The sequence below is a fragment of the Bifidobacterium myosotis genome (assembly GCF_002259745.1).
Lineage (GTDB): Bacteria > Actinomycetota > Actinomycetes > Actinomycetales > Bifidobacteriaceae > Bifidobacterium > Bifidobacterium myosotis.
On sequence record NZ_MWWW01000002.1, the window covers coordinates 84074 to 98118 of the forward strand.

General features: G+C 59.3%; 13 protein-coding genes and 1 tRNA gene. 13 read left to right on the forward strand and 1 reads right to left on the reverse strand.

The genetic code is table 11. From position 1 onward, the window contains the following. The first annotated feature begins 40 nt into the window (after positions 1-40). The 3 genes from BMYO_RS11370 (at position 41) to brnA (ending at position 2778) form a co-directional block, all read left to right on the forward strand. Entirely contained in the window at positions 41-1438 is a 1398-nt protein-coding gene (locus BMYO_RS11370) for a hypothetical protein (RefSeq protein ID WP_143249074.1), read from the forward strand. Positions 1439-2225: 787 nt separating this feature from the next. Continuing rightward, entirely contained in the window at positions 2226-2498 is a 273-nt protein-coding gene (locus tag BMYO_RS00480) for a BrnT family toxin (RefSeq protein WP_094666785.1), read from the forward strand. Positions 2499-2544: 46 nt separating this feature from the next. Next, on the forward strand, positions 2545-2778 hold the full coding sequence (gene brnA / locus BMYO_RS00485) for a type II toxin-antitoxin system BrnA family antitoxin (protein ID WP_094666786.1): 234 nt from the start codon (positions 2545-2547) through the stop codon (positions 2776-2778). A gap of 480 nt (positions 2779-3258) precedes the next feature. Here the strand turns inward: brnA and BMYO_RS00495 are convergent. After that, positions 3259-3335: transfer RNA gene (locus tag BMYO_RS00495), tRNA-Met, on the reverse strand. Positions 3336-3768: 433 nt separating this feature from the next. Here BMYO_RS00495 and BMYO_RS00500 point away from each other — a divergent pair. The 10 genes from BMYO_RS00500 to nucS all read left to right on the forward strand — a co-directional run bounded on the left by BMYO_RS00500 (position 3769) and on the right by nucS (position 14023). Beyond that, the gene (locus BMYO_RS00500; protein WP_094666655.1) at positions 3769-4806 is read left to right on the forward strand and encodes a homoserine O-succinyltransferase; all 1038 of its coding nucleotides are present in this window, start codon (positions 3769-3771) and stop codon (positions 4804-4806) included. Between the two features lie 597 nt (positions 4807-5403). Continuing rightward, positions 5404-6213, forward strand: coding sequence for a F0F1 ATP synthase subunit A (atpB, locus tag BMYO_RS00505; protein WP_094666656.1), 810 nt, complete (start codon positions 5404-5406; stop codon positions 6211-6213). 156 nt (positions 6214-6369) lie between these two features. After that, positions 6370-6600, forward strand: coding sequence for an ATP synthase F0 subunit C (gene atpE / locus BMYO_RS00510; RefSeq protein ID WP_033890625.1), 231 nt, complete (start codon positions 6370-6372; stop codon positions 6598-6600). A gap of 190 nt (positions 6601-6790) precedes the next feature. Then, positions 6791-7312, forward strand: a complete 522-nt coding sequence (locus tag BMYO_RS00515; RefSeq protein ID WP_094666657.1) for a F0F1 ATP synthase subunit B — start codon at positions 6791-6793, stop codon at positions 7310-7312. A gap of 46 nt (positions 7313-7358) precedes the next feature. Next, positions 7359-8189 carry a F0F1 ATP synthase subunit delta gene (locus BMYO_RS00520; protein WP_094666658.1) on the forward strand — a complete coding sequence of 277 codons (831 nt, stop codon included), beginning with the start codon at positions 7359-7361 and terminating at the stop codon, positions 8187-8189. Positions 8190-8297: 108 nt separating this feature from the next. After that, on the forward strand, positions 8298-9926 hold the full coding sequence (gene atpA, locus BMYO_RS00525) for a F0F1 ATP synthase subunit alpha (protein ID WP_094666659.1): 1629 nt from the start codon (positions 8298-8300) through the stop codon (positions 9924-9926). A 3-nt stretch (positions 9927-9929) separates the two neighbouring features. Then, positions 9930-10850, forward strand: a complete 921-nt coding sequence (locus BMYO_RS00530; protein ID WP_094666660.1) for a F0F1 ATP synthase subunit gamma — start codon at positions 9930-9932, stop codon at positions 10848-10850. Positions 10851-10859: 9 nt separating this feature from the next. Further along, positions 10860-12347, forward strand: a complete 1488-nt coding sequence (atpD, locus tag BMYO_RS00535; RefSeq protein ID WP_094666661.1) for a F0F1 ATP synthase subunit beta — start codon at positions 10860-10862, stop codon at positions 12345-12347. Continuing rightward, positions 12347-12646, forward strand: a complete 300-nt coding sequence (locus tag BMYO_RS00540; protein ID WP_094666662.1) for a F0F1 ATP synthase subunit epsilon — start codon at positions 12347-12349, stop codon at positions 12644-12646. The genes atpD and BMYO_RS00540 overlap by 1 nt, the downstream gene beginning before the upstream one ends. 546 nt (positions 12647-13192) lie before the next feature. Then, positions 13193-14023: an endonuclease NucS gene (nucS, locus tag BMYO_RS00545; protein ID WP_094666787.1), complete on the forward strand. Its 831-nt coding sequence runs from the start codon at positions 13193-13195 to the stop codon at positions 14021-14023. Positions 14024-14045: the final 22 nt, after the last annotated feature.

Here is a 14045-nt window from a genome sequence, read left to right on the forward strand (position 1 = left end):
ATCGAGAAATCGGCGCGATCGAAGAGAAAGGACCACCGAGATGTTCACCCACTGGATGCCAGCCCAATGGCGGCGACGGAGCATAGCCTCACTCATCACACTCCTCACCCTGACCCTGCTACTCGCACTCATCATCACCCCAACCCCCTCCCACGCCGATTCTTCTTCTCCAAATGAGTGTGCTAAATCAATAGAATCTGACAATACGGTTGAGCCTGGTTTGTCTGATAAGAGTGAAGATACAGTTCCAGTCCCCATTGCCATGGGCCCTTATATTTCCCCAATCGTTTCTACACGAGTGAAGGACAAAGCTGTCGACTCAGAATCGCCGATTATTGATGAGGTGACTAGTGCTCTATTAAATTCAGATATCGGTTGGCCTGTAGGTCTGGAGCTACGAGCAAGTGGTTATTACTTCGAGGGTATTGAAAGCAATAATCTTGGGACGATTATTTCCCCTGAAACTGGAGAGAGTACATCAGATTTCCTTGCTCGTTTGGCAATTGAAGGGTATGTGCCGGCTGCGTATGGAGAGGCTTGTTTTACCAGCGCTGGTCAAACTGTCGAGGCGCAAGCTATGACGGAGCTCGGAGGGACAAAACCATATTTTGCTCGGAAATACGGCGATTTTGGTACGTGGGTCTGGGCGTTTGAGCGTAGTCGGCAAAGTGCTGGAGCTCAAGAATATCTAGAAAAAGATTGGACAAGCTCCTTTATGGATGATGCAGAAACTAATTCAATTCGTGCGCCAATTGAAGTAACTTCTGAAGTGTCGGAGCATATTGTCGAAGTTGGTGCGAGTCTGAATGATACGATTACTGTTTCTGGTTTTCCTGAAGACCATGGAACATTTGCAGGGAATGGCGAATATGGTTTTGGGGCAGATGAGCCGTATGCGCAGATAAGCGTATGGTGGGCAGGTGACCCGGATAATCCGGCGAATGATGCGATGTATGAGCCTTCTGGTTCTGGAATTCCCGAGGAAGATCGGAACCATGAATTAGTGACTCAATGGAATGTGCGTGCCGTTAATGGGACTTACTCTCTTGACAAGGGGCGAGTAGATGGAAGTGAGACCCCGGTTAGTGTAATTGCCAAGAAGCATGGTTGGTATGTATTCGTATGGTCGTTTAAGGGCGATGACAGGGCGATGCCGGTATCCAGCAGTTATGATGATCCCGCAGAACGAGTTTTTGTGGTTGAGCCGGAAGCGGAGGAGGAGCCGGAAGAGCCACGAGAAGAGATAGATGAACCTGAGGAACCAGACAAAGAGGAATCCGAAGATGAGGAGATAGAGGGGACGGTTCAGAAGACGGTGGCTGGTCCGAAGCAACTTGGCAAGACGGGTTCAGGGGTGTTGCTGGTGACCGGCATTGGTGTGGCGGTTCTTTCGGTGGGCGCCATAATGCTGGTGGCCATCAAACGTCGGAGCCTATAGCTGCGAATCTTCGATCGCCGTAACCCTCATTGTGTTTTGGCATCAAGGTGATACGAGAATGTGGCTGTAATCCAACCGGATTGCAGCCACATTTTGATTGACATGGGTGTAGGGCAGGTGGAAGTCGGTTTGGGCGACACGCGAGGTGAGGAGACGATTCTTTTGATCAAACTGTTTCCCCCAATAGGGTGGTCAACAGTTTGTAGACGATTGTCAATCCCCGTCGAGACCGAGCAGAGCCACCTTGGATTCATATCGATTCCGATTTCGGTGACGCTTGTCTTCGTAATGCGGCGTGTGGAGCGGGACACAAATGCATTATTGCAGATTCTGCATTTGCGTCCCGCTTTTTTCGTCTACACGCCGTCTTTCGATATCGCAAATTGGCGGAATAAAGCCATTCTGTGTTTGTATGATGCGGGATAAAGCGGGAGGAATGCGGGACGCAAATGCATTTTCCGGTGTTTTGCATTTGCGTCCCATTGAATGGAGCTGAATGGAGTCGGGCGGGGTCGAGCGTCGCCGGGCGGAACCAATGGGCAAGACGGGCTCGGGGGTGTTGCTGGTGACCGGTATCGGTGTGGCGGTTCTTTCGGTGGGCGCCATAATGCTGGCGGCCATCAAACGTCGGAGCCTATAGGCGCCAATCGGAAGTGAGTTTGCTTCTCGGGGTGCTATCTGTTTGGGTGACTCCCGAGAAGCTCACTTCAGTCATTGACTGCTTTTTGATGTGTTTTAGGCATCATTTTGATGAAAATATGATGTAACATTATTGATGGGATACTTGATGGAATTCGAGTACGATCCGGAGAAAAGCAAGAGCAACCTTGCCAAGCACGGCATCGATTTCGATGCGGCGCAGCGGTTATGGGATAACTCCAAAACGGTGACCCTCGTTGCTGCCCATGCGGGTAATGACGCGGTTCGGTACTTGGTCCTCGGCATGATCGACGGAAAGCACTGGACTGCCATTACTACGAGGCGTGGCAAAAGAATCCGTATTATATCAGTGCGTCGTTCACGAAAGAACGAGGAGGCAATCTATGGCCAGTACGAGTAATCCCGGTAATCCCGGCCATGAGGTCACTGGCAGGAAGCTCGATGAGATGTTCGATGCGGGCGAAGACGTTCTTGACTACTTTGACATGGAACATGCCGTTGTCGAACACCATCCGCCGCTGGAGAAAAGGGTCACCTTCACCATGCCGGCCTGGATGGTCAGTGCGTTGGACGAAGAAGCGAGCGAATTGGCGATTAGCCGAAACGCCGTGGTGAATACATGGATTGCCGAGCGGCTGCGTCGTGACCATCGTCGTGCGTCGTCTTCCAATCAGGAGTGACAAATGATACGTAATGTGGCTGGAATCCCGGTGATTCCAGCCACATTGTTGTCGCTGTGCGCCAGGCGGTGAAGTATGGTTTGACGGCTTCCGAATAGGTTCGGGAAAAATCGTTCTTCCTACGAAGCCCGTATCGAATCGTCTATTCGAAAATCGTGACCCAATTGGGGTCGCGATGGGCGGCGAAGCACATGGAGATCTGTTCGGCGTTGTTTTTCTCCTCGGCGAGCTTTGGTAAGTCGCCCTCGGAGAAATAGCGGGTTTCCGTGGTCTCGATATTGGGCTCAAACTGTCCGCCAACACGCGTGCACAGGACGAATATCTTGCAAACCCCATAGGCGTACGGTGGCAGGTTGTGCTTGGCCCGGTCCTAGTTCTGACGCCGGTCAATGGGGATTAACCCGGATTATCGGGAATCGTGGGGTAGTTCCGGTGAAACGAAAAATGGCTAGGAACCCTGCGATTCCTAGCCATTTGCATTGGTAGCGGGGCATGGATTTGAACCATGGACCTCTGGGTTATGAGCCCAGCGAGCTACCGAGCTGCTCCACCCCGCGACGGCTTGTCTTTCAGACAGCTCTATCTAATTTACTCAGGGACTTGCGAAAGTCAATTCACGGCGTGTCGCCTTTGGGCAGGCCGGTAGCTTTTGTGCGTGCGGGTCGTGCATGGCTGATTATCCGGCGCGGAGTCGGAGTGATGTTCCTTGGTGGCTCCGAATGCGTCGAGTCCGATGGCGTGAAGCGAGACGCGAGAGGGAGCGGCGCAAGACATCTCCGAATGCATCGAGTCCGATGGCTCCTCATGCAATGCCGCGGCCCTGGAGGTTCCGAACGCATCGTGCACCATACCGTCGTAGCAACGCCGTAGCGCATCATGGCGCCCGCATCGCGTTCCATAGCGCGCCATAACGCGAATCTATGACCCCTATATATGCCGAACGCAACCCCTATGCATGCGACATATCCGCGGAGCGGCCATAATGAAGACATGCCTATCAAGATCCCCAGCGGCCTGCCGGCCCGAGACATCCTCGATTCGGAGCGCATCTTTGCCCTCGAGAAGCCCGAGGCGGAGCGTCAGCGTGTCCGCCCGCTCAAGCTGGTGATCCTGAATCTGATGCCCAAGAAGATCGAGACCGAGACCCAGCTGCTGCGTCTCATCTCGAAGAGCCCGCTGCAGGTCGAGGTCGACTTCATGAAGACCTCCACGCACGAGAGCACGCACGTATCCGCCGATCATCTGGTCAAGTTCTACGAGACGCTCGACGCCTTCAAGGACAACTACTACGACGGTTTCGTGGTCACCGGCGCGCCGGTCGAGCACCTCGCCTTCGAGGAGGTGGATTACTGGGACGAATTCAAGACCATCCTCGACTGGGCGTCCTCCCATGTGTTCTCCACCATGTACCTCTGCTGGGGCGCCATGGGCGCGCTCTATTACCGTTACGGCGTGCGCAAGGTCGATTATCCGCAGAAGATCTTCGGCGTCTTCCCGCAGTATCTGCAGGACGAGTACTGCTTCCTGACCAACGGCTTCGACGAGATCGCCCTTCAGCCGCACTCGCGTCTGGCCGGCGTGAATGAGGCTGATGTCGCGCTGAAGCATGATCTTCAGGTGCTCACTTGGGGGCCGAAGTCCGGTCCCGGTCTGATTGCGACCCGCGACTTCTCCGAGGTGTTCGCCCTCGGCCATTGGGAATACGGCAAGTACACGCTCGCCGAGGAGTACGAGCGTGATATGGCCAAGGGGCTGACCAATGTGCCGTTCCCGAAGAACTACTTCCCGCATGACGACCCCACGCTCGAGCCGCTGTTCAGCTGGCGCGCCCACGGCAACCTGCTGTGGCGCAACTGGCTCAACTGGGTCTACCAGACCACGCCCTATGACCTCTCGGAGGTGCCGCAGCTGCGCGCCGAGAAGAAGCTCGGTACCGACCGCTCGATTCGTCATGAGCCGGGCAGTCCGCGCAACGACGGCTTCGGTCCGTTCCTGCATGACGGCTATGGGGTGATTCGCGGGGAGTGATGCCGGCGCCGGCGTCGCTTTATGGGTTTCCAGAAAAGCAATGCTTTGATGGCTTGCCTGTCCGTGTGACGCACAAACGTATCAATGCGACTGTTCCACGCGCCGCAACTACCCCTCGCGAGATGGCGAACGAGGACGTGTACCGGCGCCGGCCTCATTTGAGGTTCGGGCGGCGTCCGTATGGGCGGCTGACTGCCGGCGAACAAGTCCGCACCTTCCAGCGAACAAGTCCGCGACTGTCCGCGAGATGGTCACGCCGTTCGCTGTCCGGACGCCATAATGTCCACGATTCGGACAATGAAATGAGCGAAATACGTCACTCCAAGTGGAACTGTCGAATAGCGCAATGGCAAATTGCCAAGTCGTAAAACCCTTATGGCAGTAGGGCTCCCGGGCGACACGCCAAAGCCGTCGCCGCTTTGTCCGGTCACAGGCAAATAATCTCTCTCAGTCATTCGGAGTCGAATGCCCAGCGCCGACTCCCAGTCCCCGCTTAGCAGACCCCGAAGCGGAAGACGAAAGTAACCGCTGCGTCACATTCGCCGTTTTCGCTGGTCTAAACTGACACCTGACATTGAAGAAGCAGGAGGCGAGAGAATGAACGAAGCCCTTGTGAACGGGCTGGCCTTGGCCGCTGATGGGCCGGATTTCCCGACCGTCAATGATTTCCTTCTTCCTGAAATCATTTTCCCCGGGACTCCCTTCGCGATGGACCGCATCATCATGGTGCGCGTCATCGCCACGGTTATCATGCTGATCATTCTGGGGATTTCCGCAGCGCGCGCCAAGCTGATTCCCGGCCGTTGGCAGGGTGCCATCGAATGGGTGATCGAGTTCGTGCGCGATCAGATCGTCTATCAGGTGATGGGCCGTGAACGTGGCCGTCGCTATCTGCCGATGATCACCACGATGTTCTTCACCATTCTGGTGTTCAACCTGTGCGGCATCATCCCCGGTTTCAATATCGCCGCCACCGCCACGATCACGATGCCGCTGGTGTTCGCCGGCTGGTGCTTCTGCCAGTACTGGATCGCCGGCATCCGTGAGAAGGGCCTCGGCGGCTTCCTGAAGGACGAGCTGTTCCCGAAGGGCGTGCCGGTCCCGATTTACATCCTGCTCACGCCGATTCAGATTCTCGAGCTGTTGGTGATTCGCCCGGTCTCCCTGACTCTGCGACTCTTCGCCAACATGGTCGCCGGCCACATCACCGTGGCCGTCTGCCTCGCAGCCACGCAGTGGTTCCTCATCGAGATTCCGAACAAGCTATGGTCCATCCTTGGCGTTGGCACGCTGGCCGCCGGCCTGATCATGACGCTCTTCGAGATCATGGTCGCCGCGCTGCAAGCCTTCATCTTCGCCATGCTGACCACCGCATACATCAACATGAGCTACCCGGAGGCGGAGTGATCGGCACCGGCCGGTCCCCGAACTCCCATAAGCCCGTACCGCCGGCCACCCGGTAGCCGGAAGACGCGGCGGTACCCGCGCAACACAACAAGACTTCCCTTCCCAATCATTCCAAGATTTCCTTCGTATCGAAGAAAAACCAGAAAGGAACAACCCATGGATATCATCACCCTCGCTGAGGTCGCTGGTAATCTCAACGCAATCGGTTACGGCCTTGCCGCCATCGGCCCTGGCATTGGTCTGGGCATCCTGATCGGTAAGACCATCGAAGGCACCGCTCGCCAGCCTGAGCTCGGCGGCCGTCTGCAGACCCTGATGTTCCTGGGTCTGGCCTTCGTCGAGATTCTGGCCCTCCTCGGTCTGGTCGCCGGCTTCATCTTCCAGTGATTGAGGCCCGTGCCGCCGTATTGAGGCCGCGCTGACGCGTCTTAGGTCAATCGGGACGCGCGGAATCGTGGATTCAAGCCACAGCCCGCGACACCGCAATGGACGCTAAGACTCAGGACGGAAGCGCCGGACCGCACGGCAGCCGGGATAACGCAATCAACGGAAGCGAAGCAAAGAAAGGAGAACGATAATGACTTTCGCTGAAGAGGGCGGCATCGCCCTGTTCATCCCCAAGGTCTACGACATCGTTTGGTCGCTGATCATTCTGGCGATCATCGCGGTGTTCTTCTACAAGTTCTTCATGCCGAAGTTCCAGGCCGTGTTCGATGAGCGTACCGCCAAGATCGAGGGCGGCATCGCCAAGGCACAGCAGGACCAGAAGGACGCGGCCGAGGCCAAGGCCAAGTACGAGGCCCAGCTGAGCAACGCCCGCGTGGAAGCCGCCAAGATTCGTGACGACGCCCGCGCCGAGGCCTCCCACATCGTCGCTGACGCCCGCGTGCGCGCCGAGGCCGAGGCGGCCCAGATCACCGCCAACGCCCAGCGTTCGCTGGAATCCCAGCAGCAGCAGGCCATGGTCTCGCTCAAGGGCGAGGTCGGTGCGCTTGCCACCGCGCTGGCCGGCAAGATCCTGGGAGCCAAGCTGCAGGACAGCGACGTGCAGTCTTCGATGATTGACGCCATGATCAGCGATCTGGACGCCAAGAAGTGACCGTGAACGTCGTCAGGAACATTCGTAACCAGAAAGGGAGGTGACCATGCGAGGAGAGGCATCCCGTATTGCAGACCGCGAGTCGCGTGACTCGCTGGCCCCGAAGCTGCGTGACACCCGTGAGGATGCATGGCGAATCGGCAACGAACTGTTCAAGATCACCGGTGTGCTCGATCGCAACATCTCGTTGGAACGCGCACTGACGGATCCCTCCAGGCCCGTGGCCGACAAGGTCGCGGTCCTCAACGAACTGTTCCAGGGCAACGCCCATCCGATGACCGTCGAGATCATGACCGATTTGGTCTCCCGTCGTTGGAGCCGCGCCCGAGACATCGCCAACGCGGTGGAGGACTTCGGTGTGGACGCCATGATGTACTACGCCGACGCCACCGATGCCACGCTGCAGGTGTCCATCGAGCTCTCCCAGCTGCACTCCGCGCTGCTCACCCTGCCGGTCGTGCGCGCCAAGCTGTATGACGATCAGGCCACCAGCGAGGCCCGCGTGAAGCTGTTCCGCGAGGTCTTCGACGGCAAGGGCCTGAACAAGATCACCATGCGACTTGCCGAGCACGCGACCTGCAATCTGCGCCGCCGCCGTTATCTGGAGACCATCCAGTGGCTGATCAACAAGTTCTCCCGTCACATGGGCGAATCGATGGTCACCGTGACCACCGCCACCCCGCTGACGAATGAACAGGTCAAGCGCTTGACCGACATCTATTCGGCGAAGGCCGGACGCCCGGTCCACATCAATTCGGTGGTGGATCCGAGCGTGCTGGGCGGCATGCGCATTCAGGTGGGCGACGAGGTCACGGACAACACCGTGGTCGCGCAGCTGCAGAACCTCAACCGCACCGTGAAAGCGGGCAGCAACTAACTGGGCGGCACCCCTCGCGCTCCCGCCGCAAACAACGACGGACGCGACGCCACTCAGCGGAACACAAGCAAAGACTTGACTGAACAATAACCAATAGAAGGAGTGATCATGGCAGAACTGACCATCGATCCCGCCTCGATTCGCAAGGCCTTGGACGACTTCGTGTCGTCCTACCAGCCGAGCGACACCCCCACCCAGGAAGTGGGATATGTCGCCACGGCCGGTGATGGCATTGCCCACGTGACGGGGTTGCCTGGTTGCATGGCCAATGAGCTGCTGACGTTCGAAGACGGCACGCTCGGCCTGGCGTTCAACCTTGACGCCCGTGAAATCGGCGTGGTGATTCTCGGCGATTTCGCTGGAATCGAGGAAGGCCAGGAAGTGCGCCGCACCGGCGAAGTGCTCTCCGTGCCTGTCGGCGATGGCTACCTCGGCCGCGTCGTGGACCCGCTGGGCAAGCCGATCGACGGCCTCGGCGAGATCAAGAGCGAAGGCCGCCGCATCCTCGAAGCCCAGGCTCCGGACGTGATGCACCGCCATCCGGTCGACGAACCGCTGTCCACCGGCCTCAAGGCCATCGACGCGATGACCCCGATCGGTCGCGGCCAGCGCCAGCTCATCATCGGCGACCGCCAGACCGGTAAGACCGCCATCGCGATCGATACCATCATCAACCAGAAGGCCAACTGGGAATCCGGCGACCCGAAGAAGCAGGTGCGCTGCATCTACGTGGCCGTGGGCCAGAAGGGCTCCACCATCGCCTCGGTGAAGCAGAGCCTCGAGGACGCCGGCGCCATGGAGTACACCACCATCGTGGCCTCCCCGGCTTCCGATTCCGCTGGCTTCAAGTACATCGCCCCGTACACCGGCTCGGCCATCGGCCAGCACTGGATGTACAACGGCAAGCATGTGCTCATCGTCTTCGACGACCTGTCGAAGCAGGCCGAAGCCTACCGTTCGATCTCGCTGCTGCTCCGTCGCCCGCCGGGGCGCGAGGCCTACCCGGGTGATGTGTTCTACCTGCACTCCCGTCTGCTCGAACGCTGCGCCAAGGTCTCCGATGATCTCGGCGGCGGCTCGATGACGGGTCTGCCGATCGTCGAGACGAAGGCGAACGACGTGTCCGCCTACATCCCGACCAACGTGATCTCCATCACCGACGGTCAGATCTTCCTGCAGTCCGATCTGTTCAACGCCAACCAGCGTCCTGCCGTGGACGTCGGTATCTCCGTCTCCCGAGTCGGTGGCGCCGCACAGACCAAGGCGCTCAAGAAGGTCTCCGGCACGCTGAAGATCTCCCTGGCGCAGTACCGCTCGCTGGAATCCTTCGCCATGTTCGCCTCCGATCTGGATGCGGCGTCCAAGGCCCAGCTGACCCGTGGTGCTCACCTGACCGAGCTGTTGAAGCAGCCGCAGTTCCACCCGTACTCCATGGAGCAGGAAGTCGTGTCCGTCTGGACCGGCACCCACGGCAAGCTCGATGACCTCGAGCTGGCCGATGTGCTTCCGTTCGAGCAGGGTCTGCTGGACTACCTCGACCACAACACCGATATCCTCAAGACCATCCGTGAGACCGAGGACTTCACTGCCGACACCGAGGCTGCCCTCGCCAAGGCCGTGGACGCCTTCCGTGCCACCTTCGTCACCTCCGCCGGCAAGCCGCTGGTCGAGAAGAAGCCTGACATCTCGAAGGCCGCTCCGGTCGATCAGGAAAAGATCGTGGCGGGAGAGAAGTAAGCCATGGGCTCGCAACTCGCATTGAAATCACGCATCCACTCCACCGAGTCGTTGGAGAAGATCTTCAACGCCCAGGAGATGATCGCGTCTTCGCACATCGCCAAGGCCCGTGACGTGGCCCTGAACGCGAAGCCGTACACCGATGCGATTTTCGATGCCGTGCAAGCGTTGGTGGCGCATACCCATATCACGCATCCGATTGCGGTGAAGGACGAGAACAACCCGCGCGTGGCTGTTCTCGCCCTCACCTCGGATCGTGGCATGGCCGGCCCGTACACCTCTTCGATCATCCGTGAAACGGAGTCGCTGCTGGCCCGCCTTGAGGCCGAAGGCAAGCAGCCGGAGCTGTTCGTGTACGGGCGTCGTGGTTCGACGTACTACAAGTACCGCAACCGCGACGTCGCGGCCACATGGGAGGGCGACACCGATCAGCCCGGCGTGGAAATCGCTGAGACCATCTCCAAGACGCTGATGGACGCCTACATGAAGCCGGCGGAGAAGGGTGGAGTCTCCGAGCTCTACATCGTCTACACCGAGTTCATCAACATGGTGGTCCAGAAGGTGCGCGTGCTGCGCATGCTGCCCGTGGAGATTGTCGAGAACGAGGCCAAGGTCCCGGACCCGGAGAACGAGCCGGCGGCGGAGGATGTCTCCCCGCTGTACGCCTTCGAGCCGAGCTTGGAAGAGGTGCTGGATGCCATTCTGCCGAAGTACGTCCAGTCCCGCATCCACGAATGCCTGCTGACCGCCGCGGCCTCCGAGACCGCAAGCCGTCAGAACGCCATGCACACGGCAACGGACAACGCACGCAATCTGGTCGATGACCTCACCCGCAAGCTCAACGCTTCGCGTCAGGCCTCGATCACTCAGGAACTTACCGAAATCATCGGCAGCGCGGACGCGCTGAACACAAAGGAAGAGTAGGAAAGCACTATGGCTGAGAATCAGACCACTGTGGCTTCCGAGACCAACGGCGAGCCGATTCACGGTCGCGTCACCCGAGTCCAGGGTTCGGTTATCGACGTTGAGTTCCCGGTCGGCCATATGCCCGACATCTACAACGCCCTTCATGTGACCATCGTCAACACGGGCGCCAAGGAGGAAGGCGAGGCCAAGTCGACCGAGATCACCCTCGAGGTCGAACAGCACCTTGGCGACTCCACCGTGCGCTGCGTGGCGTTGAAGCCGACCGATGGCCTGGTGCGCGGCGCCGCCGTGTACGACACCGGCGCCCCGATCTCCGTGCCGGTCGGCGATGTGACCAAGGGTCACGTCTTCGACGTGTCCGGCAACATCCTCAACAAGAAGCCGGATGAGAAGATCACCGTCACCGAGCGCTGGCCTATCCACCGCAACCCGCCGGCCTTCGATCAGCTGGAGTCCAAGACCCAGATGTTCGAGACGGGCATCAAGGTGATTGACTTGCTGACCCCGTACGTGCAGGGCGGCAAGATCGGTCTGTTCGGTGGTGCAGGCGTGGGCAAGACCGTGCTGATTCAGGAGATGATTCAGCGTGTGGCGCAGAACCACGGCGGTGTGTCCGTGTTCGCCGGCGTTGGTGAGCGTACCCGTGAGGGTAACGATCTGATCGGCGAGATGGACGAGGCCGGCGTGCTTGAGAAGACCGCCCTGGTCTTCGGCCAGATGGATGAGCAGCCGGGTACCCGTCTGCGCGTGCCGCTGACCGCACTGACCATGGCCGAGTACTTCCGTGACGTGCAGAACCAGGACGTGCTGCTGTTCATCGACAACATCTTCCGCTTCACGCAGGCCGGTTCCGAGGTGTCCACGCTGCTGGGCCGTATGCCTTCCGCCGTGGGTTACCAGCCGAACCTGGCCGATGAGATGGGTGCTCTGCAGGAGCGCATCACCTCCACGCGAGGCCACTCCATCACCTCGCTGCAGGCCATCTACGTGCCGGCCGATGATTACACCGACCCGGCCCCGGCTACGACCTTCGCCCACCTCGACGCCACCACCGAGCTTTCGCGTGACATCGCATCCAAGGGCATCTACCCGGCAGTGGACCCGCTGAGCTCCACCTCGCGAATCCTCGATCCGCGTTACGTGGGTCAGGCCCACTACGAGTGCGCCAACCGCGTCAAGGCGATTCTGCAGCGTAACAAGGAGCTGCAGGACATCATCGCCCTGATCGGTATCGACGAGCTCTCCGAGGAGGACAAGACCACCGTGAACCGTGCTCGTCGCATCGAGCAGTTCCTCGGCCAGAACTTCTACGTGGCCGAGAAGTTCACTGGTCGTCCGGGTTCCTACGTGCCGGCCGACGAGACCATCGAGGCCTTCACCCGCATCTGCGACGGCGTGTATGACGACGTTCCTGAGCAGGCGTTCTCCGGCATCGGCGGCATCGACGACCTCGAGGAGAAGTGGCACAACATGCAGAAGGAACTGGGTGAGTGATGGCTGAATCGGAAAAGACCACGATGAAGGTGAACATCGTCGCCGCCGACCATCCCGTATGGCACGGCGAGGCCACCAGCGTGACCATTCCCGCCTCCGAAGGCGGCATGGGCATCCTGCCGAGCCATGAGCCGGTGCTCACGGTGATCAAGCAGGGTACGCTCACCGTGGTCGAGCCCGATGGCGATCGCCATATGTTCGAGGTGACCGATGGATTCATCTCCTTCGACTCGAACAAGCTCACCGTGGCGGTCGAACGCGGCCACGACGTGCAGTACTCCGGGCCGGATGCGGCATGAGGCCTGAAGTCTGAGGCCTGATTGGCCCTTATCGGGTCAGGGCCGCCGCCCATAACAGGCTGGAGCCGGATGCTTCGGTCTGTTATGGGCGTTGGAACCGGGTGCTGTAGGCAATCCTTCAAGGCTCCCTTCGGATTATCCGGAGGGAGCCTTTTGCTGTCTCTATGGCCGTACGGGCCGTACAGGCGGACTGCACAGACTGCACGGACCGACCGCGCGGGCCGCACAGATCACTACCTACTGGTCCGTCTCACTAATCATTGAGCACTGCATTCCCTGTCTCTCTCCAGTCAGCTCCGCTGCCAGCCCGTCCTGCAATTAAGGACGCATTGCGTGCGCGGCACGCTGGTTCGCTTATCGGCTCGCACGTTGCCTGCAAACAGCTCTGCTGTTTTTGCTTCACGGCAACGGCCCGTCAGAGGGGCCAACGCCACTTAAACAATTACGAGATAGACCGTTACTATGTCCTGAAATCCGTAGCATCCGGAACATCATCGGATACGCATCGCCGCGTGGTTGTTGGATGCCGCCGTTACAGTGGTGGCCATGCGAATCATTGTTGCCGACTGCTCGGCCGAATACTCCGGCCGCCTCAACGCCTCGTTGCCGCTGGCCAAGCGCGTGCTGCTCATCAAGGCCGACTCCAGCCTGCTCATCTTCTCCGAACTGGGCTCGTACAAGCCGCTCAACTGGATGACGGCGCCCTGCACGATTCGTGAGATCACGCCGGAGCTGTCGGTCGCCGATGTGGATGGTTCGGCGACTACAGAGGATGCGGGTATCGACATCGATACGGACACCGGCTCTACACCTGACGATTCCGTGCCTGAAGTCATCGCTGACATCGCAGACGTCGCTGGCGCTGATGCTGTCACCGATGTCGCCACCCCCGAGAAGGTATTGCGCGTCACGGCTGACAAGAGCTCGGATGTGCTCGAGGTGACCCTGCAGCACATCTATTCGGACCAGACCTTCGATCTCGGCCTCGATCCCGGGCTCGTCAAGGACGGTGTGGAAGACCACCTGCAGCGGTATCTCGCCGAGCAGATCGAGCGCATCGGCAAGGGCGCGAAACTGATCCGTCGTGAATACCCCACCGCCATCGGCCCCGTGGACATCATGGCCATCAACGCCGACGGAGAGCATGTGGCGGTGGAGATCAAACGTCACGGCGGCATCGACGGCGTCGAGCAACTGACACGATACTGCGAACTGCTCAACCGCGATCCGCTGCTGGCCCCGGTCCACGGCATCTTCGCCGCGCAGACCATCACCCCGCAGGCCCAGGTACTGGCCAAGGATCGTGGCTTTACCTGCCTCATCCTTGATTATGACGATATGAAGGGCACCGAGGACGACTCCCTCCGTCTCTTCTGAGCCGTCTCTTCTGAGGGTGAAG